Annotated in this window: 15 protein-coding genes; 2 read left to right on the forward strand and 13 right to left on the reverse strand. The window is 72.8% G+C overall.

Annotated features, from left to right (window positions below; all coding sequences use genetic code 11):
* Positions 1–28: 28 nt before the first annotated feature.
* Entirely contained in the window at positions 29–835 is an 807-nt protein-coding gene (locus AMY39116_RS0321860) for a uroporphyrinogen-III synthase (protein WP_020419765.1), read from the reverse strand.
* Positions 828–1,793 carry a YafY family protein gene (locus AMY39116_RS0321865; RefSeq protein ID WP_020419766.1) on the reverse strand — a complete coding sequence of 322 codons (966 nt, stop codon included), beginning with the start codon at positions 1,791–1,793 and terminating at the stop codon, positions 828–830. Before AMY39116_RS0321865 ends, AMY39116_RS0321860 begins: the two co-directional genes overlap by 8 nt.
* Positions 1,794–1,855: 62 nt before the next feature.
* Here AMY39116_RS0321865 and AMY39116_RS0321870 point away from each other — a divergent pair, with 62 nt between their 5' ends.
* Together AMY39116_RS0321870 and AMY39116_RS0321875 are read left to right on the forward strand one after the other, a co-directional pair.
* Complete coding sequence (locus tag AMY39116_RS0321870) at positions 1,856–2,248, forward strand: DUF3224 domain-containing protein (RefSeq protein ID WP_020419767.1); 393 nt, start codon at positions 1,856–1,858, stop codon at positions 2,246–2,248.
* Positions 2,248–3,369, forward strand: a complete 1,122-nt coding sequence (locus tag AMY39116_RS0321875; protein WP_020419768.1) for a DNA glycosylase AlkZ-like family protein — start codon at positions 2,248–2,250, stop codon at positions 3,367–3,369. The genes AMY39116_RS0321870 and AMY39116_RS0321875 overlap by 1 nt, the downstream gene beginning before the upstream one ends.
* A 222-nt stretch (positions 3,370–3,591) precedes the next feature.
* Here the strand turns inward: AMY39116_RS0321875 and AMY39116_RS0321880 are convergent, their stop codons facing one another.
* The 11 genes from AMY39116_RS0321880 to AMY39116_RS0321930 form a co-directional block, all read right to left on the reverse strand.
* A complete protein-coding gene (locus tag AMY39116_RS0321880; protein WP_020419769.1) occupies positions 3,592–4,233 on the reverse strand; it encodes a hypothetical protein in 642 nt (213 codons plus the stop codon).
* A gap of 30 nt (positions 4,234–4,263) precedes the next feature.
* On the reverse strand, positions 4,264–4,791 hold the full coding sequence (locus AMY39116_RS0321885) for a hypothetical protein (RefSeq protein ID WP_020419770.1): 528 nt from the start codon (positions 4,789–4,791) through the stop codon (positions 4,264–4,266).
* 92 nt (positions 4,792–4,883) lie between these two features.
* The gene (fabG, locus tag AMY39116_RS0321890) at positions 4,884–5,624 is read right to left on the reverse strand and encodes a 3-oxoacyl-ACP reductase FabG (RefSeq protein ID WP_020419771.1); all 741 of its coding nucleotides are present in this window, start codon (positions 5,622–5,624) and stop codon (positions 4,884–4,886) included.
* A 42-nt stretch (positions 5,625–5,666) separates the two neighbouring features.
* Positions 5,667–6,350 carry a sirohydrochlorin chelatase gene (locus AMY39116_RS0321895; RefSeq protein ID WP_020419772.1) on the reverse strand — a complete coding sequence of 228 codons (684 nt, stop codon included), beginning with the start codon at positions 6,348–6,350 and terminating at the stop codon, positions 5,667–5,669.
* On the reverse strand, positions 6,347–7,459 hold the full coding sequence (locus AMY39116_RS0321900; protein ID WP_020419773.1) for a uroporphyrinogen-III synthase: 1,113 nt from the start codon (positions 7,457–7,459) through the stop codon (positions 6,347–6,349). The genes AMY39116_RS0321895 and AMY39116_RS0321900 overlap by 4 nt, the downstream gene beginning before the upstream one ends.
* The gene (gene nirD, locus AMY39116_RS0321905) at positions 7,456–7,806 is read right to left on the reverse strand and encodes a nitrite reductase small subunit NirD (protein ID WP_020419774.1); all 351 of its coding nucleotides are present in this window, start codon (positions 7,804–7,806) and stop codon (positions 7,456–7,458) included. The genes AMY39116_RS0321900 and nirD overlap by 4 nt, the downstream gene beginning before the upstream one ends.
* A complete protein-coding gene (gene nirB / locus AMY39116_RS0321910; protein ID WP_020419775.1) occupies positions 7,803–10,346 on the reverse strand; it encodes a nitrite reductase large subunit NirB in 2,544 nt (847 codons plus the stop codon). Before nirB ends, nirD begins: the two co-directional genes overlap by 4 nt.
* Positions 10,347–10,373: 27 nt before the next feature.
* A complete protein-coding gene (locus AMY39116_RS0321915; RefSeq protein WP_020419776.1) occupies positions 10,374–11,747 on the reverse strand; it encodes a NarK/NasA family nitrate transporter in 1,374 nt (457 codons plus the stop codon).
* An 8-nt stretch (positions 11,748–11,755) separates the two neighbouring features.
* Positions 11,756–13,198 (reverse strand): FAD-dependent oxidoreductase, encoded by a 1,443-nt coding sequence (locus AMY39116_RS0321920; RefSeq protein ID WP_020419777.1) that lies wholly within the window; start codon positions 13,196–13,198, stop codon positions 11,756–11,758.
* Positions 13,195–15,207 (reverse strand): molybdopterin oxidoreductase family protein, encoded by a 2,013-nt coding sequence (locus AMY39116_RS0321925; RefSeq protein WP_157358649.1) that lies wholly within the window; start codon positions 15,205–15,207, stop codon positions 13,195–13,197. Before AMY39116_RS0321925 ends, AMY39116_RS0321920 begins: the two co-directional genes overlap by 4 nt.
* A gap of 195 nt (positions 15,208–15,402) precedes the next feature.
* Entirely contained in the window at positions 15,403–16,206 is an 804-nt protein-coding gene (locus tag AMY39116_RS0321930) for a TIGR02569 family protein (protein WP_255346857.1), read from the reverse strand.
* Positions 16,207–16,579 lie beyond the last annotated feature (373 nt).

Here is a 16,579-nt window from a genome sequence, read left to right on the forward strand (position 1 = left end):
CACCGGGAACGGCCCGGAGGTCGGCCCCCTAGGTGCCCAGCTCCGCGACCAGCAGCTTGACCAGCGCGCCGAGCCGCTGCCGCTCCGGCTGCAGGGTCGGCACCCCGGCGTCGGTGAACGGCGCGGCCGTCACCGGGCCGACGCAGGCGCACACGACGTCGCCCCGCAGGGCGCGCACCAAGTCGTCGTAGGCGCCGCGCTCCCGGGCCAGGTTCAGCATGTTCGCGCTCGCCGGGGCGCTGGTGAACGCGAGCGCGTCGACCCGGCCGTCGAGCACGCCGTCGAGCAGCTCGTGCGCCGGGTGCAGGTCGGCGGGCCACTCCCACCGGTACGGCTGCACCTCGATCACCCGCGCGCCGGCCTCACGCAGCGGCGCGGTGTGCTCGGGCAGCGGCGAGCCGTGCAGCTGGACCGCCAGCCGCGCGCCGGCGACACCGGCCTCCAGCAGGTGCCCGAACAGCTGCCGGTTGCTCTCCTCGGGCGCGGCCCACTCCTCGGTGAGCCCGACGCCCCGCACCGCGCCCTTGCCCTTCGGTCCGCGGACGAACACGCGCGCCCTGGTCAGCGACGCGAGCAGGTCGTCGCGCAGTCCCCACCCCTCGGCGGCCTCGATCCAGCCGCGGAATCCGGCGCCGGTGGTGACCGCGAGGACGTCCAGCGGCTCGGCGAGGACCTCCTCGGTCGCGGCACGCAGCCGGGCGTCGTCGGGCAGCGGCACGATGTGGATCAACGGCGCGTGCCGCACCGTGGCGCCGTTGCGTTCCAGCGCGCCGATGAACTCCTCGGCCCGCCGCTCGGCGGTCACCCCGATCGTGACTCCGCTCAGGTCACCCATAGAACGCACCCATCCGGCCCACCGCGGCCGCCACCCGGTCACGCAAGTCCGCGGGCTCGAGCACCTGCAGCTCGGGCCCGAACCGCAACAGCTCCCCGAGCGCCGGGGCGCCGGGTTCCACCGGTAACTCCACGCGCAACCACCCGTCTTCGTCCGGAACCGCACGGCACTCCCGCAGCGCGCGAGCGCCCACCGCTCCCAGGTAGAACGGTACGAGTTCGCGGCCCAGCGGGGAAAGCCGGACGACGGCGACCCGCGGGTACATCCGCCGCTCGAACTGCTCCGACCACTCCCGCCAGTAGGCGGCGAGGTCGAACCCGGCAGGGCGCTCGAACGCGGCGCCGGGTTCGAGCGAGAGGATCCGCGACACCCGGTAGGTCCGGATCGCACCGTCGCAGTGGGCAGCAAGGTACCAGTTCCCGGCCTTGAGGATCAGGCCCAGCGGCTCCAGCAGCCGGTTCGTCTCGCTGTTGTCCCACCGCCGGTACCGGACCGAAACACGCCGCGAGTCCCACACCGCCTGGGCCACCTCGGCCAGGTGCGGCAGGCTCTCGATGCCGCGGAACCAGCCGGGCACGTCGAGCACGAACCGCTCGGCGACCTTGCCCGCGCGGCCGCGCAGCTCGTCCGGCAGCGCGGCGTACAGCTTGAGCTGCGCGGCGGTCAGCACGGTGCCAAGGCCCAGCTCGGCGGCGGCGTCCGGCAGCCCGGCCAGCGGGAGCGACTGCGCCTCCTCCCCGGTCAGCCCGGTCAGGCGGGTGCGGTAGCCGTCGAGCAGCCGGTAGCCGCCGGACCGGCCGCGTTCGGCGTAGACCGGCACCCCGGCGGCGGACAGCGACTCGATGTCCCGGTACACCGTCCGCACCGACACTTCGAGCTCCTCCGCCAGCTCCTCGGCGGTCATCCGGCCCCGGTTCTGCAGGAGCAGCAGCACCGACAGCAACCTGCTCGCGCGCATGGCTCCAGTATCGCCGGAAAACCTGACAGAAGGTGTCAGGCAAGGGCGTCAGACTAGGGCCCATGACCAACACTTTCACCATGCGGACCTGGGACGAGAAGGTCGTGAGCGGCCCCGAGGACGGGCCCCGGTACGCGCACGCGCACGCCACGTTCACCTACTCCGGGCTGATCGAGGGCGAATCGGCTTGCGACTACCTGCTGTACTACCCGGGAGAGGGCTACACCGGCAGCCCGCAGACCGCGCCGGGGTTCGAGCGGATCGAGGGCAGCGTGAACGGCCGGAAGGGCAGCTTCGTCATCCGGCACGACGTGGCCTACGGTGCGGACGGCATCCGGGGCACGTTCACCGTCGTCGAAGGCTCGGGCACCGGTGAGCTGACCGGGCTGACCGGGACGGGCACGATCGGCGGGGCGAGCGAGACCGTGAACTACACCTTCGACCACCGGCTGTGATGATCGAGGTCGATCGCGAGCAGGTGCTCGCCCACCGGATCGCGGCGCAGGGGCTGCACCGCGACGTCGCGGACCCGGCCGGGCTGGCCGTCTTCGACCTCGGCCTGCAGAGCACACAGCGGGACACGGCGGCGATCGCCCTCGCGGCACGGCTGCCCGGACCGGTCACCGAGGAGTCCTTTGTGGAGGACCCGCGGTTCGTGCTGGCGTGGACGCACCGCGGCGCGCCGCACTTCCACCGCGCGGACGAGATCGGCCGGGTCACCGCCGCGCTGGTGCCGCTCGACGAGGACGACGCGATGGCGCGGATGGGCTGGCAGCGCAAGCAGGTCGAGGCGGCCGGGATGGGCGCGCTGGACGGGTTGTTCACGGCGGCGCGGGCGATCCGCAAGGTCGTGACGCGGGTGATGACCAAGGGCGCGGTGAGCGAGGCCGTCACGAAGATCATCCCGGACGGGTTGTCGTACTGGTGCCGCGGCTGCCAGGCCACCCACATCCTGGAGCAGGTCATGCGGCTGGCGACGATCCACGGCGGGGTGCGCCTGGAGGCCGGTGCGCAGCCCGCGACGCTCGCGCCACTGGCGGGCCGGCCGCGGATGCGCACCGCGCCGGATCCCGTGGCCGCGACGGCCGTCGTCCGGGACTACCTGCACCTGCACGGCCCGGCGACCCCCAAGGAGGCGGCCGATTTCGTCGGCACGAAGACGGCGATCGCGAAGCGGATGTGGCCGGACGACCTGACGCCGGTGCGCTTCGCGGGCCGCGAGGTGTGGTTGCCGTCGAGCGATGTGGCCGCCCTGGAGAACCCGCCGGAGCCCGACCTCGTGCGGTTGCTGCCGCCGTGGGACCCGTTCCTGCAGTCGCGCGACCGGGCGGTGCTGGTGCCGGACCGGGCGCGGCAGAAGGAGGTGTGGAAGATCCTGGGCAACCCCGGAGCGCTCCTCGCGGGCGGCGAGGTGGCAGGCGTGTGGCGGACGAAGGGCAGCGGCCGGAAGCGTCTGGACTTCACGATCACCGCCTTCGATCCGCTGCCGCCCGCCGCCCGGAAGGCGGCGGAAGAGGAGGCCGAGCGGGTGGCGCGAGCGCGGGGGTTCGCGGATCTGCGGGTGAGCTGGGGCTGACGCGCAGGGCCGGGCGCGGGACCGCTGGGCGGTGCGCAGGGCCGCGCGGGCGCCGATCGGCAAAGCCGTGGCGCCGCGGTGATCGCAGGAATCGCCGGGCGGCCGCGCGGTGCCTGGCGCCCCAGGCCCTCCGGGCGGTGGTCCCGCCCGCGCGGCACCGGCGCCTCCCGGGCGGGACCGCCGCACACCAACCGCAGGCGGGTCCCACCTCCCCGGGGCGCGTCAGAACCAGTCGCCCAGCCCGTCGAAGCCCGGGCCGCCGAAGAAGTCACCGTGGTGGTGGAAACCGTCGAGGAGCTCGTCGGCCAGGATCGCCCCGCCGATGCCCGCCGCGCCGGCCACCAGCGCCGTCTTCCACCAGGACGTGCTGTACCACCCGGCGGGCACCGCGCGCCCGCCGACCGTGCCGCCCGGGTAGTAGTACGGCGTGGCGTCACCGGGCCGGGGCGAGGCCTGGTGCTCCTGCCCGCCGACGGTCATCCGCTGCGGCGCGGTCACCGCCTCCGCGCCCAGCACCGGCACTTCGGGCCCCGGGTCGAGGCCGAGTGCGGTCCGCGCGGCGCGGATGTAGTGCAGGCCCTCGATCGCGGTCTGCCCGGCCAGCGCGAACTGCGTCGGTGTGGCGGCCCGCGACAGCTGCGACCACGCGGCCGTGTGGCGTTCGGACGCGTCGGCTAGCGCCTGCTTCGCCGCGGTGTTCGCACCGGCGTCGAGCGCGGTGATCTGCCCGCCGAGCCGCTCGACCCAGCGCCGGGCCCGCGCCTCGGCGTCGGCGAGTTCGCCCGGCCGGCCGGACCGCTTGGTGAACGCCGCGATCAGGCAGCCGCCGATCACGGCCAGGACGACGAAGGTGAGGAGCCCCATGAGTACCTCCAGTGCTCGGGCCGCTGAGGATCAGGACGACTGGGTCTGCCCCTGCCCGGAGCCGGTGCCCAGATCGGGTGGGGTGCCGCCGTTCAGGTCGCCCATCGGGCCGTACCCGCCCAGCTGCCCCATGCCTGGCGGCGTCTGACTCGAACTGCTCGAATGGCCGATCACGAAACCCGCGCCGCCACCGACGACGAGCGCCGCGGCGGCCACGATGCTCGCGATGCCCAGGGACAGCTGACGCCCGCCCGTGCGCTTGGCCGGCGGGGTGCCGCCCCACGTCGCGGGAGCGCCCGGGCCGGAGCCGGTGGGCGGAACACCGGCGGACACGCCGCCCGGGTGCGCGGCCGCCGGAACCGCCTGGTGCACGGCGGTCTGCCCGTCATCGGCCGGGATCCGCGGGTGCACCGCGGTCTCGTCGTCGACGGGCCAGCCCGTCGCGGGGTCGGCGGGCGGGGCGGGCGTCACCGTGGGGGCGGTGGTGGCGCCCGGCCCGCCCTGCCCGGCCGGACCGGAGGCCGGCCTGCCTGGGGTGGGGAAACCGTCGGTAGTCATCGCGCCTTCTCTCGCCGGGAGTCCGTACGGGAACGACTGTCGTCCCGGCGGCTGGGCGCGCGATGAGCGGACGCTACGAACCACCTGTGAGATCAGCGCAACGCGCTGCCGATGCTGATCCCGCCGTCGACGTCGAGCACGACTCCCGTCACGTAGCCGGCCGCCTCGGAGCACAGGTACGCCGCGGCCTCCGCGATGTCCGCCGGGTCGCCGATGTGCCCGGCGGGCACCCGGGCGGCGAGCTTCGCCCGCGCCCGGTCGTCCATCGACGCCAGCATCGGGGTCGCGATCAGCCCGGGCGCGATCGCGTTCGACGTCACGCCGTGGCGGGCTCCTTCGAGCGCGATCGTGCGCGCCATCCCCACCACACCGGCCTTCGCCGCGGCGTAGTTGGCCTGCCCGAAGTTGCCGCGCCAGCACATCGACGAGAACGACAGCACCCGCCCGTACTCCTGCCGCTTCATCACCGGGAACACCGCGCGGCTGCAGTTGAACATCCCGCGCAGGCTGACGTTCAGCACCGCGTCCCACTCGTCGTCGGTCATCCGCTCCAGCCGGTTGTCGCGGATCACGCCGGCGTTGTTGACCAGCACGTCCACCCGCCCGAACTCGAACAGCGCCTCCGCGACCCACGAGTCGACCTGCTCGGGATCGGACACGTCGACCACCGACGTGCGCACGTCGATGCAGTCGACCGCCGTTTCCTTCAGCGCACCCTCGTTGACGTCGCACAACGCCAGCGACGCCCCCTCGTCGGCGAACCTGTGCGCCATGGCCCGGCCGAGCCCCTGCCCGGCACCGGTGATCAGAACGACCCTGTTCGTGTAACGCATCACAAAACAGAAACTACTGTTTCATCAAGCGAACCACAAGGGTCAGGCGGCGACCGCGAGCTGCCGCTGCGCCTGCTGGTACCTGGCCAGCACCAGGTCGACCACGTCCGGGTGCACGCCGAGCGGGTCCGCCACCACGTCCGCGCCCGCCTCCAGCACCTTCCGCTGGAACAGCCCCGGCGCGAGCAGCCACGACGCCACTGCCACCCGGCGTCCGCGGCCCCGCGCGCGGGCGACCGCGTCCGCGATCGAGGGCCGCGCCGTCGCGACGTAACCGACCTGCACGGACACACCCAGCAGGACACCGAGCGCATCCGCGGCGACGCGCACCTCGGCCAGCGCGCGCGGATCACTGGACCCCGCCGCGGCCAGCACGACCGCGTCGCCCGCGCGGTAGCCCGCCCACTCCAGCCGGTCGCGCATCACGCCGACCAGCTCCGGCGCCGGGCCGAACGGGTCGGCCAGCAGGACGTTGCGGTGCCCGCTCGCCGCGATCTGCGCCGGGACGTCGGTGCGCACGTGGTACCCGGCCGCCAGGAACGCCGGCACGACGATCGCCTGGTAGCCGCGCACCGAGTCGAGCACCGTCGTGACGTCCGGCTGCCGCACGTCGGCGTAGGCCACCCGCACCGGCACCGGCGTCTCGGCCCGCACCCGCTCGGCCAGTTCCTCGATCACCCGCGCGCCCTGCGGGTCCCGCGTTCCATGCGCTGCCAGCACGATCATCGTTCCACCGCCAACCGGTATCCGCGCTTCACCACGGTCTGCACGAGCTTCCCCTCGCCGAGCGACGTGCGCAGCCGCCCGATCGCGGTCTCCACCGCGTGTTCCTCACCGCCGCTGGGCAACGCGGACGTCAGCTCCCGCCGCGAGACCACCCGGCCCGGCTCGCGGGCCAGCGCCCGCAGCACCGCCATCGGCGCCGGCGCCACCTCGCACAGCTGACCGTCCACAATGGCCGCCTGACCGCGCAGCTCGATGAGCCGCCCGGCCGCGCACAGCTTCGGCGACCGCTCGACCAGCGCCTGCGCCACCGTCCGCGCCAGCGCGCCGATCCGCGCCCGCTCCGGCTGCACCGTGGGGATCCCGACGGCGGCCAGCGGCGCCGCGGTGATCGGCCCGACGCACGCGACCAGCACCCGGTGCGTCAACGCGTCGACCAGCGCCGCGAGGCGTCCGGTGCGCTTGGCCATCGCCAGCGTGCTCGCCGCGGCAGGCGCGCTGGTGAACGGCAACGCGTCCACCGAACCGTCCAGCACCGCGTCGATCAGCCGGTCCAGCGGCCCCGGGTCGGACGGCCCGACCCAGCGGTACACCGGCACCTCGATGACCTCGGCCCCGGCCTCCCGCAACGACTCCACGAAGTACGGCAGCGGCTCGCCGTGCAGCTGCACCGCGATCCGCTGACCCTCCACACCGGACTCCAGCAGGTGCTGGAGCAGCTCGGCACTGCTTTCCGAAGCGGGCGAGTAGCTCTCCGACAACCCGGCCGCGCGGATCGCACCCCGCGCCTTCGGGCCGCGAGCCAGCAGCGACGCCTTGCCGAGCTGGTCGACCAGCGCATCGCCGAGACCCCAGCCCTCGGCCGCCTCGACCCACCCGCGGAACCCGATGCCGGTGGTCGCCACGACCACGTCGACCGGCTCCTCCAGCATCCGCACGGTCGCGGCGTGCAGCTCGGTGTCGTCGGCGAGCGGCACGATCCGGATCGCCGGCCCGTACCGCACGGTCGCACCCTTGCGCACCAGCAGCGCGCCGAGCTCGTCCGCGCGGCGCGCGGCCGTGATGCCCACCGCGAAACCGGCGAGCGGGAGGATTCCGGAGGAATCGATCATGGTTGGATGTACACCACGCCCTCGATCACCCGCACGGGATACGTCCGCACAGCCACCGTTTCGTCCTCCAGAGAGTAGCCCGTGGCCAGCTCGAAACGGTGTTTCAGCATGGGCGATGCGACGTGCGGCACACCCTTGACGTCGCCGATGATCCCCCGCGACAGCACGGCCGCCTTGGTGAACGGGTCCACATTGGACAGGGCGTAGATATCGTCGGTCACGGTGCGGAAGATCGCCACCTGCCGCCCGTCCGGCAGCAGCGCGGCCACTCCGCGACCGGGAATCAACCGGTCGAACCGGCAGATCTCGACCACCTCCGTGGCGCGCTTCTCCTCCACCGCGGTCATCGCGAAACCACCTCCGGGACACCCAGCAGGACGGGGACTTTCTGCTCTCGCTCCGCGCGGAACGAGATGGTCGGGTCGGGCGTGCCCGGCGCGTTGACGAACGACGTGAACCGGGCCAGCTTCTCCGGGTCCTCCAGCACGCCGCGCCACTCGTCGGCGTAGTTCTCCACGTGCTTGGCCATCGCGGCGTCCAGCTCCTCGCAGATGCCGAGCTTGTCGTCGACGATCACCGCGCGCAGGTGGTCCAGCCCGCCGTCCATCTCCTCGACCCACGGCGCGGTGCGCTGCAGGCGGTCGGCGGTGCGGACGTAGAACATCAGGAACCGGTCGATGTAGGTGATCAGCGTGTCCTTGTCCAGGTCGGACGCCAGCAGCTCGGCGTGGCGCGGCAGGGCCCCGCCGTTGCCGCCGACGTAGAGGTTCCAGCCCTTCTCGGTGGCGATCACACCGAAGTCCTTGCCGCGGGCCTCCGCGCACTCGCGGGCGCACCCGGAGACACCGGCCTTGAGCTTGTGCGGCGACCGCAGGCCGCGGTAGCGCAGCTCCAGCTCGACGGCCAGTCCGACGCTGTCCTGCACGCCGTAGCGGCACCACGTCGATCCGACGCACGACTTCACCGTGCGCAGCGACTTGCCGTACGCGTGGCCGGACTCCATGCCCGCGTCCACCAGCCGCCTCCAGATGTGCGGCAGCTGGTCCACGGTCGCGCCGAACAGGTCGATCCGCTGCCCGCCGGTGATCTTGGTGTAGAGCCCGAACTCCTCGGCGACCTCGGCGATGACCTTGAGCTTCGCCGGGGTGATCTCGCCGCCGGGGATCCGCGGCACCACCGAGTAGGTGCCGTTGCGCTGCATGTTCGCCAGGAAGTGGTCGTTGGTGTCCTGCAGCGTGGCCTGCTCGCCGGCCAGGACGTGCCCGCCGTCGCGGTCGGTCGTGTCCAGCGTGGCGAGGATCGAGGCCACGGCCGGCTTGCAGATCTCGCAGCCGGCGCCGGTGCCGTGCTTGGCGATCAGCTCGCCGAACGTGGTGATGCGGGTGGCGCTGAGGATCTGGAACAGCTCCTGGCGCGAGTAGGCGAAGTGCTCGCACAGCGCCTTGGACTGCTCGACCCCGCAGGCGTCCAGCATCTTGGCCAGCATCGGCACGCACGAACCACACGTCGTGCCCGCCTTGGTGCAGCCCTTGATCTTCGCGACGCTGTCGCAGCCCTCGTCGTGGATGGCGCTGGTGATGGCGCCCTTGCTGACCGCGTTGCACGAGCAGATCTGCGCCTCGTCCGGCAGCGCGTCCACGCCCACGGCGCTGGAACCGCCCTCGGGAGCCAGCATCGCGGCCGGGTCGGCCGGCAGCGGGCTGCCGACCAGCGGGCGGAGCAGGTTGTAGGCGCTCGCGTCGCCGACCAGCACACCACCCAGCAGCAGCCGCTTGCCGTCGCTGTCCTCTTCGGACACCACGAGCTTCTTGTAGTAGCCGCCGACGGCGTCGGAGAGCACGACCTCGACCGAGTTCTCCGTGGTGGCGTGCGCGTCGCCGAAGCTGGCGACGTCCACACCCATCAGCTTGAGCTTGGTGGACAGGTCCGCGCCCGGGAACTCGCCGGTCTTGCCGAGCAGCTGCGCGGCGACGATCTCGGCCATCGTGTAGCCGGGCGCCACCAGGCCGTAGCAGCGGCCCTCGACCGCGGCGCACTCGCCGACCGCCCAGATGTCCGGATCACTGGTGCGGCAGGCCAGGTCCGTGATGATGCCGCCGCGCTCGCCGACCTCCAGCCCGGACGAGCGGGCCAGGTCGTCGCGCGGGCGGACACCGGCGGAGAACACCACCAGGTCCAGGTCCAGCTCGGTGCCGTTGGTGAGCTTGGTGAACAGACGGTCGCCGTCCTGCTCGATCTTCTCCGCCGACGTTCCGGTGTGTACGGTCAGGTCGAGGTCGGTGACCAGCTTGCGCAACAGCCGGCCACCGCCGTCGTCGACCTGGATCGGCATGAGCCGCGGCGCCATCTCGACCACGTGCGGCGACAGGCCCATGTCGCGCAGGGCCTTCGCCGCCTCCAGCCCGAGCAGCCCGCCGCCGACGACCATCGCCGCGGCGCGGCCGCGCTTGGTCGCCTTCGCGTGCTCGACCGCGGCCCGGATCGCGTCCAGGTCCTCGATCGTGCGGTAGACGAAGCAGCCCGGCAGGTCGTGGCCCGGCACCGGCGGCACGAACGGCCGCGAGCCCGTGGCCAGCACGAGCGCGTCGTAGGCCTGCACGTGGCCGGACGCCGTGGTGACCTTCCTGGCCGCGCGGTCGATCGCGGTGACCGGGTCGCCCAGCCGCAGCTCGACCAGGTCGTCACCCGCGTAGTCCGAACCGGACAGGGTGAGCGCCTGGACGTCCCAGCCATCCACGTAGGAGGTCAGGGCCACCCGGTCGTAGGCCGGGCGCGGCTCCTCGGCGAGCACGACCACCCGCCAGGCGCCCTCGGTGTCCTCGGCCCGCAGTGCCTCCACCAGTCGATGGCTCACCATGCCGTTCCCGACGACGACGAGTGTGCGCATTACCGAAACCTCCTGCTTTCTCTTGCTTCAGACCCGGGCGCCGGCCAGAGCCAGCCCGCGCTCGCTCACCGGTGCGTCCGACTTGCGGAGGTACACGGCCCAGGTGAGGACGAAGCAGATCCCGTAGAAGACGAGGAACCCGACGAACGCCGGCACGCCGCTCTTGGTGTCCAGGAAGGACTGCCGGAACGCCAGGTTGATGAACAGACCGCCGAGCGCGCCGACCGCGCCGGCCAGGCCGATGAGTGCGCCGGAGCGCTTGCGGGCCTTGAGCAGCTCGGCCGCCTCGTCCGCGCCGGCCGCGATCGCCGCCTTGGCCTTGGTGCGGAAGATGGCCGGGATGCTCTTGTAGGTGGAGCCGTTGCCGACCCCGGTCAGCACGAACAACACGATGAACGCGGTGGTGAACAACGCCAGCGACTGCGTGTTCGACGCGATGATCAGGATGACGGTCATCACCGCCATGCCGACGAACGTGGTGAACGTGACCCGCGAGCCGCCGAGCTTGTCCGCCAGCCAGCCACCGACCGGTCGCGAGAACGAGCCGAGCAGCGGGCCGAGGAAGGTGACCGCGGCGGCCTGCAGCGGGGTGCGGCCGAACTGGTTCTGCAGCACCAGGCCGAAGGCGAAGCTGTAGCCGATGAACGAGCCGAAGGTGCCGATGTAGAGGAACGACATCACCCAGGTGTGGGCGTCGCCGATGATCTCGCGCATCGCCTTCTTGTCGTTCTTGACGGACGCGATGTTGTCCATGAACAACGCCGAGCACAGCGCCGCGACGACGATCAGCGGGATGTAGATGAAGAGGATGATCCGCGGCGCGCCGGTGCCCGCCGTGGCGATGATCAGCAGGCCGAGCAGCTGGATCACGGCGACGCCCAGGTTGCCGCCGCCCGCGTTCAGGCCGAGCGCCATGCCCTTGGCCTTCTCCGGGAAGAACGCGTTGATGTTGGTCATCGACGACGCGAAGTTGCCGCCGCCGACACCACCCAGCGCCGCCACGATCAGGAAGCCCCACAGCGGGGTGCCGGGCTCCATCACGATCGCCGCGCCGACGCTCGGGATCAGCAGCAGCATCGCGCTGACGATCGTCCAGTTGCGACCGCCGAACTTCGCCACCGCCCAGCTGTAGGGCAGCCGCGCGATCGCACCGACCAGCGTCGGCGTGGAGGTCAGCAGGAACTTGTCGGCGGCCGAGAACCCGTACTGCGGCCCCATGAACAGGACCATGACCGACCACAGTGTCCAGATGGAGAAGCCGATGTGCTCGGAGAAGATCGAGAACCACAGGTTGCGGTTGGCGATCTTCTTGCCGGTGGACTCCCAGAACGACTCGTTCTCGGGCTCCCAGTGCTCGATCCAGTGCTTGCGCCCAGCGGGCGCGTTCGTCGTTGTCGTCATGTCACTCCTCAGGCGGTGGTGGCGAGCCAGTCGGCGATGCCGCAGACGGCGTCGCGACAGCTGCCACATCCGGTTGTCGCTCGGGTCACGGAAGCGAGCTCGGTGACGTCGGTGGCACCGGCGCGGAACGCCTCGACCAGCCGGCCCTTCGTCACCGAGTTGCACCGGCAGACGACGGCGGCCGCCGGGATGTCGGCGGGGCTCGACGCGACGGTCGCCCCGCCCGGCAGCGCGCGCCCGAGCAGGACGGCGAGCCGGTCTTCGGGAACCGGGACACCCCGGTCGAACAGGTGCGTGATGTTCGCGGCGGCGTCCGGCGCACCCAGCAGGATCGCCCCGGCCACCCGCTCGCCGCGGACGACGAGCTTCGCGTAGCGGCCACGGGTCGGGTCGGTCAGGCACACGACCTCGGCGTCCGGGTCGGCGGCGTCGGTGTGCACGTCGCCGAGCGCGGTGAGGTCGATGCCGCGCGCCTTCAGCTTCGTGATCACCTGCGTGCCGCGGTACCGCGCGGACACGTCGGCGCCGGTCAGCAGGTCGGCCAGCACCTTGGCCTGCTGCCAGGCCGGCTCGACCAGGCCGGACACCGTGCCGGGGTGCTGCGCGCAGTCGCCGATCGCGTGGATGCGGCCGTCGCTGGTGCGCAACGCGTCGTCGACCACGATGCCGCGGTCCACCTCCAGGCCGGCCTCGACGGCGAGCGTGGTTTCGGCCCGCACGCCGGTGCTGACGACGACCAGGTCGGCGTGGACCTTGCTGCCGTCGTCGAGCTTGAGCCCGTCCCCAGGCAGGTACCGGGCCGCGCCCGCGCCGAGCTTGAAGTCGATGCCCAGCTCGCCCAGCGCCTTGGCCAGCACGCCACCGGCGCCTGCGTCGAGCTGGCGTTCCATCACGTGCCCGACCGGGTGCACGACCGTCACCAGGTTGCCGCGCCCCGCCAGGCCGCGGGCGGCCTCCAGGCCGAGCAGCCCGCCGCCCAGCACCGCGACCGGCGCGCCGGCCTTGGCGGCGTCCAGGATGCGGTCGCAGTCGTCCAGCGTGCGGAAGGTGACCACGCCCGGCGCGGGCGTGCCGTCCTCCAGGGTCAGGCCCTCGACCGGCGGCAGCCACGGGCGGCTGCCGGTGGCCAGCACCAGCGCGTCGTAGTCCACAGTGGACCGGTCGCTGAGCCGGATCCGCCGAGCGGCGCGGTCGATGTGCTCGGCCTTGACGTCCGTGCGCAGGTCGACGTTGTGCGCGTCCGCCCACCCGGCGTCGTGCAGGCGGACCATCTCCGGGCGCATCGTGCCTGCGACGACGGCGGAGAGCAGCACGCGGTTGTACGCGGCGTGCGGCTCCTCGCCGATGACGGTCAGCGTGACGCGCGTGCCTTCCGGATCGCGGGCCCGGATCTCGTCGGCGAGCCGGGCCCCGGCCATGCCGTAGCCCAGCACCACCACCTTGCGGGTCATTCCGCACCGTCCTTCGTGGTCAGGCGAACCGCGCACACCTTGAACTCGGGCATGCGGCTCGTCGGGTCCAGGGCGGGGTTGGTCAGCAGGTTCGCCCGCTGCGCGCCGGGGAAGTGGAACGGCAGGAACACCGTGTCCGGCCGCATCGAGGCGATGCAGCGCACCCGCGCGGTGGTCTCCCCGCGCCGGGAGACCACCGCCGCCCAGTCGCCGTCGGCCAGTCCGGCGCGGGCGGCGGTGTCCGGGTGCACCTCGACGTAGGCCTCGGGCACCACGTCGTTCAGCTCGCCGACCAGCCGGGTCTGCGCCCCGGACTGGTAGTGCTGCAGCACCCGGCCGGTGGTCGCGATCAGCGGGAACTCGTCGTCGGTCGGCTCGGCGGGGCCGCGGTGCTCGACCGGGACGAACCGGGCGCGGCCGTCCGGGTGGGCGAAGGAGTCCAGGAACATCCGCGGCGTCCCGGCGTGCTCGGTGCCGGGCACCGGCCAGTACAGGGCCTCGCCGTCGTGCAGGCGCTCGTAGGTGACGCCGGAGTAGTCCGCGAGCCCGCCCCTCGAAGCCTCGCGGAGTTCGGCGAACACGGTCTTCGCCTCGACCGGGAAACGTCCTGACGGCTGCCCGAGGCGCCGTGCGAGTCCACTGAGGACCTCCAGGTCGCTGCGGACGCCCGCGGGCGGGTCGATCGCCTTCTGCCGCAACAGGATGCGGCCCTCCAGGTTCGTCATCGTGCCGCTCTCCTCGGCCCACTGCGTGACCGGGAGTACGACGTCGGCCATCGCGGCGGTCTCGGACAGCACGAAGTCCGCGACGACGAGGAGGTCCAGGCTGCGCAACCGGTCCGCGACGTGCGCCGAGCGCGGCGCGGACACCACGACGTTGCTGCCGAACACGAGCATCGCCTTGGGGCCGGTCTCGGTGCCCAGAGCGTCGAGCAGTTCGTAGGCCGAGCGGCCGGGTCCGGGCAGCTCGGCGGGGTCGACTCCCCACACGCGCGCGACGTGCTCGCGGGCGGCCGGGTCGTCGATCTTGCGGTAGCCGGGCAGCTGGTCGGCCTTCTGGCCGTGCTCCCGCCCGCCCTGGCCGTTGCCCTGTCCGGTGAGGCAGCCGTACCCGGAGCCTTCGCGGCCGGGCAGGCCGAGCGCCAGCGCCAGGTTGATCCAGGCGCTCACGGTGTCCGAACCGCTGGCGTGCTGCTCGGTGCCGCGCGCGGTGAGGATGTAGGCGTTGCGGGCGTTGGCCAGCAGGGTGGCGACGCGACGCTGGTCGGCGGCGGCGACACCGGTGATCCGCTCGACGCGCTCGGGCCACCAGCGGGCCGCGATCTGCCACACCGCGTCGAAGCCGCGGGTGCGCTGCTCGACGTAGTCGCGGTCGAACAGGCCCTCGGCGACCAGCGCGTGCAGGATGCCCAGCGCCAAGGCGAGATCGGTGCCCGGCGCGGGCGCGAGGTGCAGGCTCGCCTGGTCCGCGGTCGGGGTGCGGCGCGGGTCGACCACGACCAGCCCGCCGGTGTCGATGGCCCTGCGCAGGTGCTGCATGAACGGCGGCATGGTCTCGGCCGGGTTCGAGCCGATCAGCAGGACCGCGTCCGCGCCGCCGACGTCGGTCAGCGGGAACGGCAGGCCGCGGTCGAGGCCGAACGCCTTGTTGCCTGCCGCCGCGGCGGACGACATGCAGAACCGGCCGTTGTAGTCGACCTGCGAGGTGCCCAGCGCGACGCGGGCGAACTTGCCGAGCAGGTAGCTCTTTTCGTTGGTGAGGCCGCCGCCGCCGAACAGGGCGACTCCGTCCCGGCCGTGCTCGGCCTGGACCTCGGCGATCCGGCGCGCGACGAGGTCGAGCGCGTCGTCCCAGGTCGCGGGCACCAGCTCGCCGTCGACCCGGACCAGCGGCGTGGTCAGCCGCGCCGGGGTGGTGAGCAGGCTGCCCGACGTCCAGCCCTTCTGGCACAGGCCGCCGCCGTTGGTGGGGAACTCGCGGGGTGCGACGGCGGTGCCGGACAGGCTCATCCCGCACTGCAGGGCGCAGTAGGGACAGTGGGTGGCCACTTTGACCTGGGGTTCCGCGGTGAGCGTCACGCGCACCTCCTTCCGCCTCTGCCCAGAGACGGTAGGAACGGCGTGTTACCTGAAAACTCCCAAATGTTTCAGGCGTTTGACATTGCTACGGCATTTCGGGCGATGCCCGGTGAGAAGTGACGGGCGCTACAGGATCTCACTCACCGCGGCCGCGGCGGCACGCAAACCGTCCAGGGAAGCGGCCGTGGCACGCGGGCTGAGGGCGTTGCCTGCCAGCCGGAACAGCACGGCGCGCAGCAGGAGCTGGGGCCATTCCGGCAGGTGGGACCAGCGCTGGAGGAAGTCGGGGGCGGCGTCACCCCAGGCGACCGCGTCGACGGCGGCGACCGCGGCGCCCCATTCGGCGGGCCGGTAGAACGGGTCGAAGTCGACGATGCCGGGCGGGGCGTCGCCGTCGAAGAGGACGGCGCCGAAGAGGTCACCCGGCACGACCTGGTCCGGCAGCCCCACGGGTCTTCGCGCCACCGCGAGGACCTCGAACCAGCGGCCGCCCTTGGCCTCATCGACCGGCACCTCGGCCTCACCCCAGGCGACGCGGTCGGCGATCGCGTCGGGGTCGGTCCGGGCGGCGAGGTGTCGCGGGCGCGGCAAGCCGGTGAGGGCGTGGGCCAGTTTGAGGGCGGCGAGCATGATCTCGTCGTGCCGGTGCTCGGGCGCGCCGTCGAGGTAGCGGCGGGCCGCCCAACCCGCGACGATCCACCGCCCGTCCCGGGCGCGCTGCGGCCGGGCGATGCGCAGGTCGGGGACGTCGAGGGCGTGCATGGTGCCGGCGAGCCAGAGCGCCTTCGGCCGGTCCCGCACGGGGGTCAGGACGACGTCGCCGCAGCGGTGCGCCCGCCCACCCGGCAGCGCTTCCGGGGTGGTGTGCTGGAGGCCGAACGCCATCAGAACAGTCGCCGGTGGCTGACCTGCTCTCGGACCGTCGGGCACCGCCCGAGATTACCGCGTGGCGACGACGTTTTTCCCGCGTTCAAGCAGGCGGTTCCGCGGCCGGGAAGAGGATCGGGCTGAGCAGGTAGCGCGCGTTGCGCGGTGGGCTCGTTCGCCGGCCACCGGGATGGTGCTGCTGGCCGCAACCGCCCAGCCGATGCACGAGGCCGCGGTCCGCGCCGCGCGGCACCTCGACTCCCTCGGCGCGCCGCCTGGCGGGCTCCCGGGCACCATCGTCCGGCAGGCCACGCTGGTCGGCGGCCCGGGCCGGACCCCGTCGGCGACCTGGCCCGCGGGCGCACCGGAACGCCGCGGTGATCGACGACATCGCCGGGTGGTCGAAGTGACGAAAAAAGCCCGCCGCGGCAAACAC

It is taken from the genome of Amycolatopsis sp. ATCC 39116 (assembly GCF_000231075.2).
Classification (GTDB): Bacteria; Actinomycetota; Actinomycetes; order Mycobacteriales; family Pseudonocardiaceae; genus Amycolatopsis_E; species Amycolatopsis_E tucumanensis.